The organism is Pigmentiphaga sp. GD03639 (assembly GCF_029845405.1).
Classification (GTDB): Bacteria; Pseudomonadota; Gammaproteobacteria; order Burkholderiales; family Burkholderiaceae_B; genus Pigmentiphaga; species Pigmentiphaga daeguensis.
The window spans coordinates 34,860-51,803 of record NZ_JAOCLR010000013.1; the positions used below are offsets into that span (position 1 = coordinate 34,860).

Genomic DNA, 16,944 nt, shown 5'->3' on the forward strand with positions numbered 1-16,944 from the left:
CCGCCTCCAGAGGCCCGCCATGACGTCCACCACCACGCTCGCCACGCTGATCGAACTTGCGGAAGCACGCAAGAACAAGGCCGCCCAGGAATTCGCCCAGGCCGCCGCGGCACATTCGCGCGCCCGGGAACGCCTGGTGCTGATCGAGAACTACCGCTCGGACTACGAATCGCGCATGCGCAACCAGACAGGCATAGGCCTGGACGGCACGCTGGTCGGCAATTACGCCCGCTTCATCCAGCAACTGACCGACGCCGTCGAACAACAGGCGCAGGAAGTCGAGCGCTGCGCCGGCCATATGAACGCCACCCGGGCGGCGTTCTTCGACGAAGAGCGCAAGCTCAAGTCCCTGGAGATCCTGGCCCAGCGGGAAACCCAGCGCCAGGAGTCGACCGAGGCCCGGCGCGTACAGAAGCAGATCGACGAATTCGCCCATCGCCGGCATTTCGGCGCCGCGACGGGATACGCGCTGTGAGCACGCTGCCCGTCTCCTTCGTCCAGCCCGCCGCGGCGCCCGCCCCCGCCTCGGCGGGGTCCGGTGACGGCACGCCCGCCGGCCTTCCCTTCGAGGACGTGCTGGCGACGGCGTCCGAGGCCCCGGCCCCCGCCCGGACGGAACCCCCGACCCAGCCCGAGGCGGCGGACGCCGATGCCGCCAGCGGCCAGGACGATGCCGATCCGGCGATCGCGCCGGACCTGCCCTGGCTGTCGCAGTGGGCGAGCTACCTCGCTCCCGCGGCCGCGCCGCCCGTGGACCCGGCCATGACGCCGGCCGCCGCCACCGACGCCGGCGATGCCCTGGCTGCCGTGCCGCCCTCCGCGACGCAGGCGGATCCCGCCGCTCCGCGTCCCGCCGCGGCCGAACAGGAAACCGTCTCCCTGGCGGCGGCCCCGGCTTCCGGCGTGACCGCACGCCCCGCGGCCGCGACGGCCGCCTCCGGCGCCGCTCCGGACCCCGCCGGCCGGCGCGTGGACAGGACGGCGTCCGCACCCCGCACCCCGCCGCCAGCGGCCTCGCGACCAGCCGTGGCGGACACCGCGCCCCCCGAGACCTCCACGGCCCCGGCCGGAGTGCTGCAGGCATCCGCCACGGTCCCGGTCAACACCCCGGCACCCCACCACGCGCCCGCGTCCGCGGCCCGCAACGAGGTCCCGTCCGTGCCCGGCGCCCCGGTACCGTTGCACGCCGGCGCCTTGCAGGATCGCATCGACACGGCCTTGCGCTGGATGGCCGGCGGCCACCTGCAAACCGCGCAGTTGCGCGTCGACCCCGAGGCCCTGGGTCCCATCACCATCCATCTGCGCCTGGACGGCGATGCCGCCAGCGTGGTGTTCGGCAGCAATCACGAATCGACGCGCCAGGCGCTGGAAAGCTCGCTGGCCGGCCTCAAGGACGTGCTGGCGGCCAACGGCCTGAGCCTGGGCCAGGCCTCGGTCGGCAGCGAACAGCAGAGCGGCTTCCTTGCCGCGCGACAGTTCGCGGAACGCGAGGCGCAGCCTGGCCGCGCGCCGGCCGCCGGCGCCGCTGCCTCGGGCCCCGCCGACGGTCCGGCCGCCCCCGTCGCGCGCGGCCGGGCGGCGGGCAACGGCATGGTCGATCTGTACGCGTGAGGCGCGGCCGGGCGGCCCGCCGGCCAACTGCAGGATTTCCCCTGCTGTTCCACGGATCGTCCCCCATCCGCTTCTGGATAATGCAACCTGGGGGCAGTTCGCTGCCCTTTCCCATCGACTCCGGAGATGTTGTTCATGGCCGAGGCCATTGTTCCCGTGAAACGCGCCCGCACCTGGATCTTCGTGCTGGGCGGACTCGTGCTGCTGGTCGTGATCGCGGCCATGGCCGCCCTGCTGCTCATCCACAACAAGCAACTGGCCAGCTTCGAGACTTACAGCTACGCCGGATCGCAGCAGTCGGACGACGCTGCCCAGCCGGGACCCTCGGGCACGCCGGCCGCGCCGGCGAATTCCGGCAAGCACGTCTTCACGGCCCTGGACCTGTTCACCGCCAACCTGGCCGAGCGCGACAATGACCGCTTCGCGCAGGTGGGTGTCGTGATCGAAGTGGCCGACGCCAAGGCGGGGGCCGCCCTGACCGCGGTCGTGCCGCCCATCCGCAGCGAGATCCTGCTGCTGCTGAGCTCCAAGACCGCCGACGAGCTGCTCAGCCTGAAGGGCAAGCAGACGCTGGCCGCGCAGGTCGTCGACATCGCCCGGAAGTACATCGCGCCGGAGTTCCGCACCAGCGTCTATGCCGCGCACTTCTCCAGTTTCGTGATCCAGTAGGTCCCGTTGCGCCGTGACGCCGATGACGCATCCCCACGACGCCGCCCGGAGCGCCCACGATGGCCGGTGAATTCCTGTCGCAAGACGAAGTCGATGCCCTGCTGCGGGGCGTCACGGGCGAGCACGACGACCAGCCCAAGGACGAAGTGCCCGTCGGCGGCATACGCCCCTACAACCTGGCCAAGCAGGAACGCATCGTGCGCGGCCGCATGCCGTCGCTCGAGATCATCCACGACCGCTTCGGCCGCCTGCTGCGCGTGGGACTGTTCAACTTCCTGCGGCGCAACCCCGAGGTCTCGGTCGGCCCGGTGCGGCTGGTCAAGTACAGCGAGTTCCTGCGCAACATCGTCGTCCCGACCAACCTGAACATCGTCTCGCTCAAACCCTTGCGCGGCAATGCCCTGTTCATCTTCGAACCGCGGCTGGTGTTCTCGGTCATCGACAACCTGTTCGGCGGCGACGGCCGCTACCACACCCGCGTCGAGGGGCGCGACTTCACCGCCACCGAGCAGCGCATCATCCAGCGCATGCTGGCGGTCGTACTGGACGAGTACGCCAAGGCGTGGGCCGCGGTCCACCCCATGCACTTCGAATACCAGCGTGCCGAAATGCATACGCAGTTCGCCAACATCGCCACGCCGTCCGAGATCGTCGTCTGCTCGACGTTCTCCATAGAATTCGGCTCGTCCGGCGGCGACTTGCACATCTGCTTTCCGTACGCATCGGTCGAGCCCATCCGCGATGCGCTGTACAGCCCCGTCCAGGGCGACCAGATGGAACCCGACAAGCGCTGGCTGCGCATGCTGTCCAAGCAGATCCAGCTGGCCGACGTCGAGATGGTGGTCAACCTGGCCCAGAGCGAACTGGTGTTGCGCGACTTGCTGAACATGCAGAAGGGCGACGTCATCCCGATCGACATCGCCCCCACGCTGCCCGCCTACGTGGACGGCGTGCCCATATTCGACTGCAAGATCGGCGTCAGCAACGGGCAGTACGCGATCCGTATCGGCAAGGTGCTGGCCACCCTGCAATCGGAAAACCAGTTAGGAGATGAGAATGGAAGCGGATCCTGAACACCTGCCCGAGCCGCCCGGCGCCACGGCCGACGACGACTGGGCCGCGGCGCTGGCCGAGCAGTCTCAGGCCAGCGCCGCGGCGCGCCCCGCCGACGAGCTGTTCGAGCAGTTCACCCCCGGCGGCGAGACGTCCAGGACGGTCAACGACATCGAGATCATCATGGACATCCCGGTCACGCTGACCGTGGAGCTGGGCCGCACCCGCATCCCCATCAAGCAGATCCTGCAACTGGCGCAGGGGTCGGTGGTGGAGCTCGACGGCCTGGCCGGCGAGCCCATGGACGTGATGGTCAACGGCTGCCTGATCGCCCAGGGCGAGGTGGTCGTGGTCAACGACAAATTCGGCATCCGGCTGACGGACATCGTCACGCCGTCCGAGCGGCTGCGCCGCCTCAACCGCTAGGTTCCCATGATTTCCCCCGGCTCGACCCTGCAGACCGTGCTGGCGCTGATCGCCGTCCTGGCGTTGATCATGGCTTGCGCATGGCTGCTGCGGCGCGTCCAGCGGCCCCAGGGCGGCGGCGACCATCCGCTGCGGCTGCGCGGCCAGCTGACGGTCGGTCCGCGCGAACGCGTGATCCTGGTCGAGGTCGCGGACCAGTGGATCGTTGCCGGCGTCTCGGCAGGCAACGTCCGGCCGCTGGCCGTGCTGCCGCGCCCCGGCGACGCGCCCCCTGCCGACTCCGCCCCGGCCGCCCCGCTGCCCGACTTCCGTGCGCTCCTGGCCCGCTTCGGCAAGCAATGATGCGTACGCTCGTGTTTCCCCTCGCCCTGCTCCTGCTGCTGGCCGCCGGCGGCGTCCACGCGCAGGAAGCCGGCATCCCGGCCCTGACCAGCAGCCCGGCCCCGGGTGGCGGCACCACCTGGTCGCTGTCCCTGCAGACGCTGCTGGTGCTGTCGGCGCTGAGCTTCCTGCCCGCCGTGCTGCTGATGATGACCAGCTTCACGCGCATCATCATCGTGCTCTCGCTGCTGCGCAGCGCGCTGGGCCTGCAGGGGTCGCCGCCCAACATGGTGCTGGTCGGGCTGGCGCTGTTCATGACGCTGTTCATCATGACGCCCACGTTCGACAAGGTCTATACCGAGGCCTACCAGCCCTTCGACAGCAAGCAGATCGACTTCCGGGAGGCCGTGGACAAGGCCCAGGTGCCGATGAAGGACTTCATGCTCAGGCAGACCCGCGAATCCGACCTGGCGCTGTTCATGCGCCTGGCCAGCACGCCGCCGGTGTCCGAGGCGGCCCAGTTGCCGCTGCGCGTGGTGGTTCCGGCCTTCGTGACCAGCGAACTGAAGACGGCGTTCCAGATCGGTTTCATGGTCTTCCTGCCCTTCCTGGTCATCGACCTGGTCGTCTCCAGCGTGCTGATGTCCATGGGCATGATGATGCTGTCGCCGGTGCTGATATCCCTGCCTTTCAAGCTCATGCTGTTCGTCCTGGCCGACGGCTGGAACCTGCTGATCGGCAGCCTGGTCGCCAGCTTCCGATGAACCTCCCCTCGCCGCATCCCGCGCGCCTCTTCAAGGGACTCCCATGAACAGTACCGCCGGCATCCTGACCCTGGCGCAAGAGGCGGTGCAGATCGCCATCTATCTTGCCGCTCCGCTGCTGTTGTCGGCGCTGGTCGTGGGCCTGATCATCAGCGTGCTGCAAGCCGCGACCCAGATCAACGAAATGACCCTGTCATTCGTGCCCAAGCTGGTCGCCATCTTCGCCGCCGCGCTGATCGCGGGCCCCTGGATGCTGTCGATGATGACCGATTACATCCGGCGGCTGTTCGAGAACATTCCGTTCATGCTGGGCTAGGCGCGTGCTGAGCTTTACCGACGCGGACATCCATGCCGCGATCGCGGCGCTGCTGTGGCCCTTCGTGCGCACCCTGGCGCTGGTGCAGACCGCACCGGTGTTCGGCCACCGGGCCGTGCCCCAGCGGGTCAAGATCGGCCTGGCGCTCCTGATCTCCTTCCTGGTCGCTCCCGCCATACCGGCCGCGCCCGTGGACGCCTTCTCCGGCACCGGCCTGCTGCTGCTCCTGCAGCAGATCATCGTCGGCGCGGCCATGGGTTTCGGCCTGCGCGCGGTCTTCGCCGCCTTCGAACTGGCGGGCGACCTGGTCGGATTGCAGATGGGCCTGGGCTTCGCGTCCTTCCTGGACCCGCAGCGCGGCGCGCCTTCGCCGCTGCTGGCCAACTTCCTGATGCTGTCGGCCCTGCTGGCCTTCCTGGCCACCGACGGCCACCTGACGCTGCTGCTGACCCTGGGCGACAGCTTCCGCATCATTCCCGTTTCGCCGCATCCGCTGGACAACCTGGACTGGCTGCGGCTGGCCAACCTGGGTTCCATCGTCTTCGCAGGCGGCCTGCAGATCGCGCTGCCGGTGCTGGCGGCGGTCCTGTCCATCAACATCGCGCTGGGTTTCGTCTCGCGCAGCGCGCCGCAGCTCAACATCTTCAACCTCGGCTTCGCGGTCACGCTGCTGGCGGGCCTGCTGCTGCTGTGGCTGACCTTCGGCGTGCTGGCCGGCCCCATGGAACGCATCGTGGGCATCGCCGTGCCCTATTTCAAGACCGCCGTCATACGCTGAGGCGCTCGACCCGCCGCGGCCTACCAGTCCGGCTGCCGCGGCTCGATCCGTACCCGGCTCAGATGGGCGCCGATGCGCGGCCCGGGAAACACCAGGCTGATGCGGGTACCGGCGAACTCGGGACGGCTGCGCAGGTCCCAGTGCGCACCATGCGCCTCGGCGATTTCCTTGACGATGGCCAGTCCCAGCCCGGATCCTCCGGCCTGCGAGTTCTTCGCCCGGTAGAAGGCATCGAAGACCCGCGCCCTGTCCTCGGGCGCGATGCCCGGCCCGTCGTCCTCCACCACCAGGCTGGGCGGCGAGTCGTTCACGCGCAGCACGATCTGCCCCGGCCCCCCGTGGTAGCGGATGGCATTGTCCACCAGGTTGCCCAGCAACTGGTCCAGCAGCACCTCGTCGCCGTCGACCCAGACCGGTTCGTCCGGCGCGACCAGCACGATCTCGACATGGGCCTGGCGCGCCGCCGGCACCCAGCGTGCCCCGCATTCGCGCGTCAGCTCCGTCAGGTCGATGCGCGTGAACGTGTCGCGCGGACGCACGTTGGCATCGATGCGTGCCAGCACCAGCAATTGCTCGCCGACCCGGATCATGCGGTCGGCGGCGGCCTTGATCCGCTCGGCCCGCTGGCGCACGTCGTCCGGCACCGGACGCGCCAGCATCAGCTCGGATTCCAGCTTGAGCCCGCTGAGCGGCGTACGCAATTGATGCGCCGCGTGGCCGATGAAGCGGCGCTGCGCGGCCACCGCCTCGTCCAGCCGGCCCAGCAGGGAATTGGTCTTGGCGATCAACGGCGTCAGTTCGCTCGGCACGTCGTCGCCGCCTATGGGCTGCAGATCGTCGATGCTGCGGCTCTCGATCTCGTCCGACAGCTTGCTGACCGACTCCAGCCCCGAGCGCACGGCGGTGACGATGACGAAGCCCAGCAGCGCGATCAACAGCAACTGGCCCGCCACGAGTACCGACAGGATCTCTTCGATGAAGCGGCTGCGGGTGTTGAGGGTCTCGGCCATCGCCACTTCGACCAGATAGTCGTCGAAGCTGAAATCCAGCGCCACCGCGCGCACCGGCAAGCCTTCCACCAGCGAGTCGTAGATCGTCGGCACGGCCTTGTTGATGCGGTCGAGCAGCGTGGGCGGCTCGGCGCCGTCCTCGTCGGCACCGTCCGGGTCGTCCACCACCGGCGGCGAAGGCAGGACGGCCGTGCCGGCGATGATCTCGCCGTCGACGCTGATGCGGAAATAGGTCCGCTCGTCGGGGTCCGTGGTCAGGAAACGCGTGGTGTTCCAGGCCGGATCGAGCTGCGGCCCCTGGGGAGTCATGACGACCTGGCGCGCCAGCGCGCGGGTGGTGTCGACCAGCGCTCGGTCGTGGGACTGGGTATTGAGCTTGCGCGTCAGGACATAGGTGATGACGCTGTCCATCGTGGCCAGCAGCAGCACGGCGGGCAGCAGCCGCACCAGCAGATGCCAGGCCAGCGAGCGCCGGTGCAGGACCCGGTTCTCGGGAGCGGGCCGGACGTCACTGCGCGACGGCATCGGACTCCAGCAGATAGCCGAACCCGCGTACCGTCTGGATGCTGACCCCCGCTTTCTCGAGCCGCTTGCGCAGGCGATAGACGTAGACCTCGACGGCGTTTTCGCTGAAATCGGCATCCCAGGCCGACAGCGAATTGACGATCTGACGCTTGGTGACGACGCGGCCGGCGCGCGCCATCAGCATCTCGAGCACCGACAATTCGCGCACCGACAGCGCGACGCGCTCGCCGCCGACCCGCAGTTCGCGCCCGATCGTATCGAAGCTCAGGGCGCCGACCTCCATGATCGGATTGACCTGGCCGGCGCGGCGCCGTATCTGGGCCCGCACGCGCGCCGCCAGCTCGGGCAGCTCGAAAGGCTTGGTGACGTAGTCATCGGCGCCGGCATCCAGGCCGGCGACCCGGTCTTCCAGCGCATCCCGCGCGGTCAGGATCACGACCGGCACCGGATTTTCGTTGGCCCGCAGTCGCCGCAGCACGGTCAGGCCGTCTTCACCCGGCAGGTTCAGGTCCAGCAGCACCAGGTCGTAGCCCTGGCTGGCAAGCGCGGCCGAGGCGCGCTCGCCGCTGGAGACGAGATCGACGGCGTAGCCCTGGTCGCCCAGGAACTCCGCCAGGGCGCCCCCCAGGGTGGCGTCGTCTTCGATGACCAATACACGCATATGACAAAGCGCCGGCGAACCGGCGCAGCGAGAAAGGGGAAAGCCGCTAGGGTAAACCCAGGCGCCGCCGAAAGCTAGGGCCTGTTCGCGGCGCCCCCTATTTGGCCGCCGGCGGCGGCTCGGGCGTACTGACGAAGCCGATGCGCTTCATCCCCGAGCGGGAGGCATCGGCCATGACCTGCGCCAGGACCTCGTAGCGGGTGTTCTTGTCGGCGCGCAGGTGCAGCTCGGGCTGCGGCGTGTCCTTGGACACGCTGGCGAAACGGGCGGGAAGGTCCTCCAGCGACACTTCGGCGTCGTTCCAGAACACCTTGCCGCTGGCGTCGATCGCCAGGTCTATCTTGGCCGGGTCGGAATCGACCGGCGCCGAAGTCGCCTGCGGCACGTCGATGCGCACCGCGTGGGACAGCAGCGGCGCCGTGATGATGAAGATGACCAGCAGCACCAGCATCACGTCGATGAGCGGCACCATGTTGATCTCGGATTGCGGCGCGCCCGATCCCGCACCGCCATTGAAACTGCCGAAAGCCATCGAAGACTCCTAGTCTTATTCGCCCGCCTTGGCCTTCAGGGCGCGCACGTTGTTGTCCGTGACGATCTGCTGGCCGGTGGTCAGGAACGCGAACAGGTCGTGGGCGAAGGCGTCCAGGCGCGCCAGCAGCACGCGATTGCTGCGCGTGAAGAAGTTGTAGGCCAGCACCGCCGGAATGGCGACCGCCAGGCCCAGGCCCGTCATGATCAGCGCCTCGCCCACCGGGCCGGCGATGCGGTCGATGGTGGCCGCGCCGCCCTGGCCGATGGACACCAGCGCATGGTAGACGCCCCACACCGTGCCGAACAGCCCGACGAAGGGAGCCGTCGACCCCACCGAGGCCAGCAGCGTCAGGCCGTTCTCGAGCTTGGCGGTTTCCTCGTCGATGACCTTGCGCATGGTGCGCGTGACGAAATCGGACTGCGAGCCCGCCTCTTCCAGCTTGGCCGCGCCGAACTTCGCGTGGTGCAGGCGGGCGTACAAGGCGTGGCTGGTCAGGTGCGAGAACGGATCGTTGGCGCCGTGCGTGGTGATTTCGCGGTCCACGGCCTCGAGCGAGGTCGCATTCCAGAAATGCTGCAGGAAGGTCTCGCCCTGCCGCCGCGAACGCATGTTCGCGATGGCCTTGACGACGATCAGGTACCAGGTCGCGAGCGACATCAGTACCAGGATGAAGAACAGCGCCTTGCCCAGACCGTCGGTCTGAGAGACGAAGTGCGCAAAGCCCAGGCTCGGGGTCTCGGTCATGTCAGTTCCTGAGAGTGAAATCGAACGGCACGATGGCGATCGCGGCGATCGCCATGCCGTTTTCGGTATACGGTTTGAAGCGGCCGCGCCGGGCGGCGTCCAGCGCCGCCTCGTCCAGCCGGTTGAATCCCGAGGATTTCTCCAGCGTGGCCTTGTCCACCAGTCCGCGGGTATTGATCAGCAGGCGCACCAGTACCTTGCCTTCCTCGCCCAGTCGTTTGGACGTGCGCGGATACTCGGGCATGGGCGGCGCCCCGAGGTATTCGATGCGGCCGACCAGCTTGGGCTCGGTGGACACAGGCGCCTGCGGCGCGGCCGTCCGGTCGGCAGGCTCGGGCTTGCCGCTGGGAGGCTGCGACACGGCGGGCGCCGGCGCGGGTGCGGGCGCCGGTTCCGGGGCGGGCTGCGACAAGGCGGTTTCGGAAGGAGGAGCCGGTTCGGGCGGCGGTGGCGCCGGCTTGGGGGGCGGCGGTTTGGGAACGGGCTTGGGAGTGGGCTTGGGAGGAACGGGCTTGGGCTCGGGCTTCGGAGCGGGAGGCGTGGGGGCCGGCGGCGCGGCCGCCACCTGGACCTGGGGCGCGATCTCGACGAACCGCACCTCGACCGTCTCGACCGGCTTGGCCACCTGCGGCTCGGCCTTGGCCACCAGCATCGCGCCGACCACTGCCACATGCAGAAGCACCACCGCGATGCCAGCGCCGACGCGCAGCCCGACGGGGGCTGGCGTATTCCAATGCAAGGTGGCACTCATTCGAATGAATCGCGTAGCAGACCGTGAAGGTCGCTACGATATCACAAATGCGACTTATTCGCAGTTAGGTAACAACAACGAGTAACAACAGCGGTGCGCCGGCTCGCCAGCCGCACGCACCGCCCCGGCTTCAATGCTCCATCGTCCGCACGATCAGGGCGTCGCAAGGCGTCAGATAGATCAGCCTTTCCGCCACGCTGCCTATCGCGGTCCGCAGCAGTCCCGTCAGGCCATGCGTCCCCACCACCAGCAGGTCGGCCGGATGATGGCGCACATAATCCGGCACCGCACCCTCGGGCATCCCGTGCTGCAGCACCAGCCGCGTGCCGGGCTGCCCCGCCTGCGGCAGATTGTTCGCGATGAAGCCGTCGGCCAGGCGCTCGGCCGCCCGCTTCGCCGCCTCGATCTCGTCCTGGTCCGGGTCGGCCTTCAGCGTGGGATAGGCGTGGAACAAGGTCATCTGGGCGTCGGGAAAGAATGCCCGCGCCGCGTTCATCGCCTGCCGGGCACCCTCGGAGAAATCCGTGGCCGCGACGACCTGCCGGTAGGGGCGATGGGGACGCTTCTTCACGATCAGGATGGGCAAGGTCGACTCGCGCGCCAGCTTCTCGACCGTGGAGCCCAGCAGCAGCCGGCCCAGCGTCTCGTCGCGCGCCACCCCGGTCACGATCAGATCGCATTGCCGGCTGCGGGCGGTACGCTGGATCACCTCGACCGGATTGCCGGTCTCCAGCACCAATTCCATCGGCACGTCCACTTCGCCCACGATGTCGCGCAGGGCGCGCTCGGCCGCTTCCATGTCCGCTTCGCGGTTGCCGCGCGCCATCAGCCGCTCGACCAGCGGCGACTCTTCGATGACGTGGAGCACGACCAGCTTGCAGCGCCGCTGGCGGGCGATGTCGATCGCGCGGTCCAGTGCGCGGTCACCGCGCGCGCTCAAGTCGGTGGCAAGCAAGATGCTGCAAGTATCGGTACCCATGCTGGCATTCCAATGTTGGGGAAACCCATCGTGCCATGAAGCCGGCCCGCACGAACCACCCGAGTTTGGCCGGGCTTGACCTGGATCAACCTCGCGTCACGGGCACGGCTCGAAACAAGGGTATTCCCCTATCAAGAAGTGGATCCGACCCCGAAATGAAACCCACCGTAACAAAATGTGGATATCATCCATGATCACGGGAAATTCGGAATTTGAGGGGCAAATGGATATGCTTTTTGTGGCTTTGATCGTCCTGATATGTGCTATTTGCGTCACTTTCGTCATCAGGAATCGCCGCCGGGCGCGGCGCCGCCTGGCGGAAATCGCGCGGCGCGGCGGCTCGCTTTGCCCGCGTTGCGGGCGCTACGTATCTCCCGGCGCCCAGGCCTGCCGGCACTGCCTGACCCCGGTACAAATGGCCACGGCGCGACAATGAAAAAAAGACCCCACCCGGCGCGGATGGTGCCCGCCTCCGGCGATCCGACCAAGGACGACAGGCCCCAGGATGTCTGGCCAGGCTGGACGGACGAGACGATTCCCGCCCTGTTCGCGCACCTCTATCTGTTCCGACTGGCTGCCCACATGATCCTGTCGCCGGCGGAGCTGCGCGCCATCGCGGACAAGGTGGGGCAACTGGCCCGCGACCTGCGGACCATGAACGATCACGACGACGAGGAACCCGCCCCATGAACGCCACCCGGACGGCAAAGAAAAAGGGGCAGCCCGATGGGCTGCCCCTTTTTTTGATGGTGCCGGCAATAGGAGTCGAACCTACGACCTTCGCATTACGAATGCGCTGCTCTACCAACTGAGCTATGCCGGCGAAATCTTCCCGAAGCCTGTCTTTCCGACGCCCGCCTTCCCGACGCCCGCCTTCCCGACGCCACTTACGCCGCGTCTAAAAGGCATGTGCTTCAAGCTAGCCCGCTATTCTAGCAAAACTTTGCTGGCGTATTCAAATCCTATTCCGCATCCGGCTGCGCGTCGGGGTGGGCTGCCTGGAAGGCAGGCAGCGCGGCGCAATGATCGGCAATCCGCACTACCGTCGGCATGGCCGTCAGGTCCGACTTCAGGCGGCGGGCGTTGTAGACCTGCGGCACCAGGCACAGGTCGGCCAGCGTCGGCTGGTCGCCGTGGCAGCACAGCCCCGTCGCGGGCGAGTCGGCCAGCATGCGCTCGAGCGCGGCCAGGCCGCCCTCCACCCAATGTCGGTACCACTCGTCGCGCCCCTGCTGGTCGATGCCCAGGGGGCTCTTCAGATACTTCAGCACGCGCAGGTTGTTCAGCGGATGGATGTCGCAGGCGATGTCCAGCGCCAGCGCGCGGACGCGGGCACGCTCCGCCGGGGTGGCCGGCAGCAGCGCCGGCTGGGGATGCGTCTCTTCCAGGTATTCGATGATGGCCAGCGACTGGGTCAGGACATGGCCGCCATCCTCCAGCACCGGCACCAGGGCGGCCGGGCTCAGCCGGCGAAAATCCGGCTTCAGCTGCTGGCCGCCGTCCTTGAGCAGATGCACCGCGAGATAGTCGTACGGCAGCCCTTTCAGGGCCAGCGCGATGCGCACGCGATAGGCGGCGGAACTGCGGAAATAACTGTAGAGGCGCATGGAGGCTCCGTAGGACTACAGGCGGACGTTCTTGGACAAGCCCTTGGGCAGCGGGAAGGCGATACCTTCCTCGGCGCCGGCCAGCGTGCGCACCGAGGCCGCGCCCAGTTCCTTCAGGCGGGCGATGACCTGCTGCACCAGCACGTCGGGCGCCGAGGCGCCGGCCGTGACGCCCACCCGGCTACGCCCTTCCAGCCAGGCCGGATCGATGTCGCCGGCGCCGTCGATCAGGTAGGCGGCCACGCCCTTGCGCTCGGCCACCTCGCGCAAGCGGTTGGAATTGGAGCTGTTGACGCTGCCCACCACCAGCACCAGGTCGCATTCGGGCGCCATGACCTTGACGGCGTCCTGGCGGTTCTGCGTGGCGTAGCAGATGTCGCTTTTCTTGGGCTCGGCGATGTTCGGGAAGCGGGCCTTGAGCGCCGCCGCGACCTGCGCCGCGTCGTCCACCGACAGCGTGGTCTGGGTCACATAGGCCAGCCGGTCCGGATCGGCCACGGCCAGCGCCGCCACGTCCTCGACCGTCTCGACCAGGTACATGCCCGCTTCGGACTGCCCCAGCGTGCCTTCCACCTCGGGGTGCCCCTTGTGGCCGATCATGACGATCTCGTTGCCGGCGGCGCGCATCTTGGCCACCTCGACGTGGACCTTGGTCACCAGGGGACAGGTGGCGTCGTACACCTGCAGGCCGCGCTGCTCGGCCTCGCGGCGCACCGCCCTGGACACGCCGTGGGCCGAGAAGACCACCGTCGAACCGGCCGGCGCCTCGTCCAGTTCCTGGATGAAGATGGCGCCCTTGGCGCGCAGGTCCTCGACCACGTAGCGGTTGTGGACGATCTCGTGCCGCACGTAGATGGGCGCGCCGTAGATCTGCAAGGCGCGCTCGACGATCTCGATGGCCCGGTCGACGCCGGCGCAGAAGCCGCGCGGCTGGGCCAGGACCACTTCCATGGGCGCCTGCGCCATCACATCACCCCGAGTATGGACACATCCACCTTCAGCGCCGAGCCGGCCAGCGGATGGTTGAAATCGAACAGCGCATAGTCCTCGCCCTGTTCCTTGAATACGCCCGAATACCGGCCGCCATTGGGCGCGGCGAATTCGACCAAGTCGCCGGGCTGGAAGGTCTCGTCGCCCGCGTGCTCGCGCAGCATCGCCAGGGTCACGCGCTGGATCAGCTCCGGATTGCGATCGCCGTACGCCTGCGCCGGAGCGAGGGTGAAACTGAAGCGCTCGCCTTCGCCGCGGCCGACCAGCGCCGCCTCCATGCCCGGCGCCCACTGGCCGATGCCCAGTTGCAGCGTGGCGGGACGGCCGGTGAAGGTATCGACGAAAACGCCTCCCGCGCCTTCGCCCGAGGCCAGCGAAATGCGGTAGTGGAGGGTTACGTAGGAGTCCTCACGGACAACGAGGGGCGTGGAGGAAGAAGATGCAGCCAAAGTGTGTCACCGTGTCGATGCTGTGCGCCAAAGAACCGATTTTACCCGTCCCGCCGCCATGCCGACCGCCCTTCCGACCCTCCAGGCCTCCCTGCCCCCCGAAGAACGCCCCCGCGAGCGCCTGCTGCGCCACGGCCCCACGGTGCTGACCGACGCCGAACTGCTGGCCGTGCTGCTGCGCACCGGCACGCGCGGCTGCAACGCGCTCGAACTGGGCCGGCGCCTGCTGGCGCAATTCGGCGGCCTGCGCGGACTGTTCGGCGCCTCGCGCGACGAACTCCGGGGCATGCCTGGCATGGGGGAAGTCAAGGCGGCCCAACTGCAGGCCATCCTGGAGCTGGCCCGGCGCGAACTGGCCGAGGAAATCCACCGCGGCGACGCCCTGTCCCGCCCCGATCACGTACGCCGCTATTGCGCCGCCACCCTGGCCCACCGCCGCATCGAATGCTGCATGGCGCTGTACCTGGACGCGCGCAACTGCCTCATCACCAGCGAAATCCTGTCCCAGGGCACCCTGTCCCAGGCCACCATCTACCCGCGCGAGATCGTCCGCGCCGCGCTGCGCCACCATGCCGCCTCGGTCATCCTCGCCCACAACCACCCCTCGGGCAACGCCGAACCCAGCCAGGCCGACGAACACCTCACCCGCCACGTCCGCGCCGCGCTCGCGCTGGTGGACGTGCGCCTGCTCGACCACATCATCGTGGCAGGCGGGCGGACCACCTCGCTGGCGGAACGCGGGATGATGTAGGGCCTACCAGTGCGCCATGGGCAGCCCCGCCACGGGCGCACGGAAATACGGAATCCGCTCCCCCCTCAGACTGCCGATGTAAACCGTCCGCAGATCCGGCCCCCCGAACGTCACGCTGGCGAACCACGGCGCGATCTTCCCGCCGCAGGCCAGCATCATCTCCGGCGTCGTCTCGCTCCGCTCGAACGCCGCCATCAACGCCTTCCCCGCGGCACTGCCGCCATCGTCGTCCAGCACGATCCGCAGCTCCCCTTCCGGCGTGATCGCGAAGATCCGGTCCGTCATCACGTGCGTGCCCCACAGGTTGCCATGGGCATCGAACGCGATGCCGTCGATGAACGCGCCATGATCGGCGGGACCGAACACCTCCCGGCCCGACAGGCTGCCGTCCGGCCCCACCCTCAGGCGCGAGACGCGCCGCGCGCAGGTCTCGGCCACGTACAGCCACTCCTCGCGGGCATCGAGCCGGATCTCGTTGGTGAAATGGAAGCCGTCGGCCACGATGCGCAACCGGCCGTGCTCGTACAGCGCGATATAGCCATCGGCCACCGTGGGATCCATGGCCTGCATCCAGTTCCTGATGCGGGTGGAAATGGTCAGCCACAGCCGATCGCGGCTGTCGCGCAGCACGAAATTGACCTTGCCAATGGGCTGGCCGTCCACGGTGTCGGCCAGCACGCGGGTCTGCCCCTCGCGCGTCATCAGTTCCAGCCGGTCGGTGCCGAAGTTGGAGATGACGATGTCGCCGTTGCGCGCGAAGGCCAGGCCGTTAGGCAAGGTGCCCGCGACGAAGCGGGTGGCGTCGTCGGTGGCCTGGCTGAAATGCGTGTCGGCCTGCTGCGTGACCAGCCGCTGGCTGCCGTCGGGCCGGATGTGGACCACGCCGCCGCGCGCATCGGCGGCCCACAGGGAACCATCGCGTTCGGCCAGGATGCATTCGGGGCGTTGCAGCCCCTGCCCCACATAGGCCATGGCGGCCGGATCGACGACGAAGCCGTCCAGCGGATTGGGAGCGCCCGCCATGGCCGCGCTCAGAAGCCGACCCGGTCCGCGCCCTTGAGCGCCAGCATGGCGCGGGCCTCGTCCGGCGTCGCGATCTCGTGCCCCATTTCCTCCAGGATGCGGCGCACCTTGGCGACCTGCTCGGCATTGGAAGCCGCCAATTGGCCCTTGCCGATGTACAGGCTGTCCTCCAGCCCGACCCGCACGCTGCCTCCCAGCAAGGCCGCCTGCGTGGCGAAGTTCATCTGGTGGCGGCCGGCGGCCAGCACCGACCAGCGGTAGTCGTTGCCGAACAACCGGTCGGCCGTGCGCTTCATGAACAGCAGGTTGTCCAGCTCGGCGCCGATGCCGCCCAGGATGCCGAAGATCATCTGGATGAAAAATGGCGGCTTGAGCAGGCCGCGGTCCACGAAATGGGCAACGTTGTACAGGTGGCCGACGTCGTAGCACTCGTGCTCGAAGCGGGTGCCGTGCTCCTCGCCCAGCATCTTCAGGATGCGTTCGATGTCGCGGAAAGTGTTGCGGAAGATGAAATCGTCGGTATTGCGCAGGTAGCTCTCTTCCCAATCGAACTTCCACTGCTTGTAGCGATCGGCCATGGGGTAGATGCCGAAGTTCATCGACCCCATGTTGAGCGAACACATCTCGGGCCTGGCCAGCAGCGGCGCGGCCAGGCGCTGTTCCACCGTCATGTTCAGGCCGCCGCCGGTGGTGACGTTGATGACGGCGTCGGTGGCTTCCTTGATCTTCGGCAGGAACTGCATGAACACCGCCGGATCGGGCGTGGGCCGGCCGTCCTTGGGATCGCGCGCATGCAGGTGCAGGATGGCCGCGCCGGCCTTGGCGGCGGCGATGGACTGCTCGGCGATGTCCTCGGGGCGGTAGGGCAGCGCCTCGGACATGGTGGGCGTATGGATGCCGCCGGTGACGGCGCAGGTGATGATGATCTTGGGCGCGGCTTTCTTGGCGGGCTTGGCTTGGGTGTCGTTCATCGCGGGCTCC

The 16,944-nt window shown here is 68.2% G+C and carries 21 protein-coding genes, 1 tRNA gene and 3 pseudogenes; 12 read left to right on the forward strand and 13 right to left on the reverse strand.

Going from position 1 to position 16,944, the window contains the following annotated elements:
- Positions 1 to 19 precede the first annotated feature (19 nt).
- The 9 genes from fliJ (at position 20) to fliR (ending at position 5,938) form a co-directional block, all read left to right on the forward strand.
- Positions 20 to 475 (forward strand): flagellar export protein FliJ, encoded by a 456-nt coding sequence (fliJ, locus tag N5K27_RS15305; protein WP_087841505.1) that lies wholly within the window; start codon positions 20 to 22, stop codon positions 473 to 475.
- Positions 472 to 1,611, forward strand: coding sequence for a flagellar hook-length control protein FliK (locus tag N5K27_RS15310; RefSeq protein WP_279817401.1), 1,140 nt, complete (start codon positions 472 to 474; stop codon positions 1,609 to 1,611). The genes fliJ and N5K27_RS15310 overlap by 4 nt, the downstream gene beginning before the upstream one ends.
- A 135-nt stretch (positions 1,612 to 1,746) precedes the next feature.
- Entirely contained in the window at positions 1,747 to 2,280 is a 534-nt protein-coding gene (locus N5K27_RS15315) for a flagellar basal body-associated FliL family protein (protein ID WP_165963072.1), read from the forward strand.
- Positions 2,281 to 2,339: 59 nt separating this feature from the next.
- A complete protein-coding gene (gene fliM / locus N5K27_RS15320; RefSeq protein ID WP_087839557.1) occupies positions 2,340 to 3,353 on the forward strand; it encodes a flagellar motor switch protein FliM in 1,014 nt (337 codons plus the stop codon).
- Entirely contained in the window at positions 3,337 to 3,759 is a 423-nt protein-coding gene (fliN, locus tag N5K27_RS15325; RefSeq protein WP_207958601.1) for a flagellar motor switch protein FliN, read from the forward strand. Before fliM ends, fliN begins: the two co-directional genes overlap by 17 nt.
- 6 nt (positions 3,760 to 3,765) lie before the next feature.
- Complete coding sequence (gene fliO / locus N5K27_RS15330; protein ID WP_087839559.1) at positions 3,766 to 4,101, forward strand: flagellar biosynthetic protein FliO; 336 nt, start codon at positions 3,766 to 3,768, stop codon at positions 4,099 to 4,101.
- Positions 4,101 to 4,844 (forward strand): flagellar type III secretion system pore protein FliP, encoded by a 744-nt coding sequence (fliP, locus tag N5K27_RS15335; protein ID WP_087839560.1) that lies wholly within the window; start codon positions 4,101 to 4,103, stop codon positions 4,842 to 4,844. Before fliO ends, fliP begins: the two co-directional genes overlap by 1 nt.
- Positions 4,845 to 4,887: 43 nt before the next feature.
- Entirely contained in the window at positions 4,888 to 5,160 is a 273-nt protein-coding gene (gene fliQ, locus N5K27_RS15340) for a flagellar biosynthesis protein FliQ (protein WP_087839561.1), read from the forward strand.
- Positions 5,161 to 5,164: 4 nt separating this feature from the next.
- On the forward strand, positions 5,165 to 5,938 hold the full coding sequence (gene fliR, locus N5K27_RS15345; protein ID WP_165963073.1) for a flagellar biosynthetic protein FliR: 774 nt from the start codon (positions 5,165 to 5,167) through the stop codon (positions 5,936 to 5,938).
- Positions 5,939 to 5,958: 20 nt separating this feature from the next.
- Here the strand turns inward: fliR and N5K27_RS15350 are convergent.
- From N5K27_RS15350 to N5K27_RS15380, 7 genes and pseudogenes are all read right to left on the reverse strand, one after another.
- A pseudogene (locus tag N5K27_RS15350) lies at positions 5,959 to 6,915 on the reverse strand (HAMP domain-containing sensor histidine kinase); the annotation flags it as partial.
- A pseudogene (locus N5K27_RS15355) lies at positions 6,916 to 7,473 on the reverse strand (sensor histidine kinase N-terminal domain-containing protein); the annotation flags it as partial.
- The gene (locus tag N5K27_RS15360; RefSeq protein ID WP_087839563.1) at positions 7,457 to 8,134 is read right to left on the reverse strand and encodes a response regulator transcription factor; all 678 of its coding nucleotides are present in this window, start codon (positions 8,132 to 8,134) and stop codon (positions 7,457 to 7,459) included. The pseudogene N5K27_RS15355 and the gene N5K27_RS15360, both read right to left, overlap by 17 nt.
- 97 nt (positions 8,135 to 8,231) lie before the next feature.
- Positions 8,232 to 8,666 (reverse strand): biopolymer transporter ExbD, encoded by a 435-nt coding sequence (locus N5K27_RS15365; protein ID WP_087839564.1) that lies wholly within the window; start codon positions 8,664 to 8,666, stop codon positions 8,232 to 8,234.
- A 15-nt stretch (positions 8,667 to 8,681) separates the two neighbouring features.
- Positions 8,682 to 9,404, reverse strand: a pseudogene (locus N5K27_RS15370) (MotA/TolQ/ExbB proton channel family protein); the annotation flags it as partial.
- Between the two features lie 10 nt (positions 9,405 to 9,414).
- The gene (locus N5K27_RS15375; protein ID WP_087839566.1) at positions 9,415 to 10,164 is read right to left on the reverse strand and encodes an energy transducer TonB; all 750 of its coding nucleotides are present in this window, start codon (positions 10,162 to 10,164) and stop codon (positions 9,415 to 9,417) included.
- 130 nt (positions 10,165 to 10,294) lie between these two features.
- On the reverse strand, positions 10,295 to 11,143 hold the full coding sequence (locus N5K27_RS15380) for a universal stress protein (RefSeq protein WP_132979309.1): 849 nt from the start codon (positions 11,141 to 11,143) through the stop codon (positions 10,295 to 10,297).
- Between the two features lie 190 nt (positions 11,144 to 11,333).
- Here N5K27_RS15380 and N5K27_RS15385 point away from each other — a divergent pair, with 190 nt between their 5' ends.
- Positions 11,334 to 11,579, forward strand: a complete 246-nt coding sequence (locus N5K27_RS15385) for a hypothetical protein (protein ID WP_279817403.1) — start codon at positions 11,334 to 11,336, stop codon at positions 11,577 to 11,579.
- On the forward strand, positions 11,576 to 11,833 hold the full coding sequence (locus tag N5K27_RS15390) for a hypothetical protein (RefSeq protein ID WP_279817405.1): 258 nt from the start codon (positions 11,576 to 11,578) through the stop codon (positions 11,831 to 11,833). The genes N5K27_RS15385 and N5K27_RS15390 overlap by 4 nt, the downstream gene beginning before the upstream one ends.
- Positions 11,834 to 11,890: 57 nt before the next feature.
- Here the strand turns inward: N5K27_RS15390 and N5K27_RS15395 are convergent.
- From N5K27_RS15395 to N5K27_RS15410, 4 genes are all read right to left on the reverse strand, one after another.
- Positions 11,891 to 11,966: transfer RNA gene (locus N5K27_RS15395), tRNA-Thr, on the reverse strand.
- Between the two features lie 139 nt (positions 11,967 to 12,105).
- A complete protein-coding gene (gene maiA / locus N5K27_RS15400) occupies positions 12,106 to 12,750 on the reverse strand; it encodes a maleylacetoacetate isomerase (RefSeq protein ID WP_087839569.1) in 645 nt (214 codons plus the stop codon).
- A 15-nt stretch (positions 12,751 to 12,765) separates the two neighbouring features.
- Positions 12,766 to 13,716: a 4-hydroxy-3-methylbut-2-enyl diphosphate reductase gene (gene ispH, locus N5K27_RS15405; protein ID WP_087839570.1), complete on the reverse strand. Its 951-nt coding sequence runs from the start codon at positions 13,714 to 13,716 to the stop codon at positions 12,766 to 12,768.
- A complete protein-coding gene (locus N5K27_RS15410) occupies positions 13,716 to 14,189 on the reverse strand; it encodes an FKBP-type peptidyl-prolyl cis-trans isomerase (RefSeq protein WP_279817408.1) in 474 nt (157 codons plus the stop codon). Before N5K27_RS15410 ends, ispH begins: the two co-directional genes overlap by 1 nt.
- Positions 14,190 to 14,247: 58 nt before the next feature.
- Between N5K27_RS15410 and radC the strand changes: the two genes are divergently transcribed.
- Positions 14,248 to 14,940: a DNA repair protein RadC gene (radC, locus tag N5K27_RS15415; RefSeq protein ID WP_279817409.1), complete on the forward strand. Its 693-nt coding sequence runs from the start codon at positions 14,248 to 14,250 to the stop codon at positions 14,938 to 14,940.
- Positions 14,941 to 14,943: 3 nt separating this feature from the next.
- Here the strand turns inward: radC and N5K27_RS15420 are convergent, their stop codons facing one another.
- The gene (locus N5K27_RS15420) at positions 14,944 to 15,963 is read right to left on the reverse strand and encodes an SMP-30/gluconolactonase/LRE family protein (protein ID WP_279817410.1); all 1,020 of its coding nucleotides are present in this window, start codon (positions 15,961 to 15,963) and stop codon (positions 14,944 to 14,946) included.
- 8 nt (positions 15,964 to 15,971) lie between these two features.
- A complete protein-coding gene (locus tag N5K27_RS15425; protein WP_279817411.1) occupies positions 15,972 to 16,934 on the reverse strand; it encodes a 3-keto-5-aminohexanoate cleavage protein in 963 nt (320 codons plus the stop codon).
- Positions 16,935 to 16,944 lie beyond the last annotated feature (10 nt).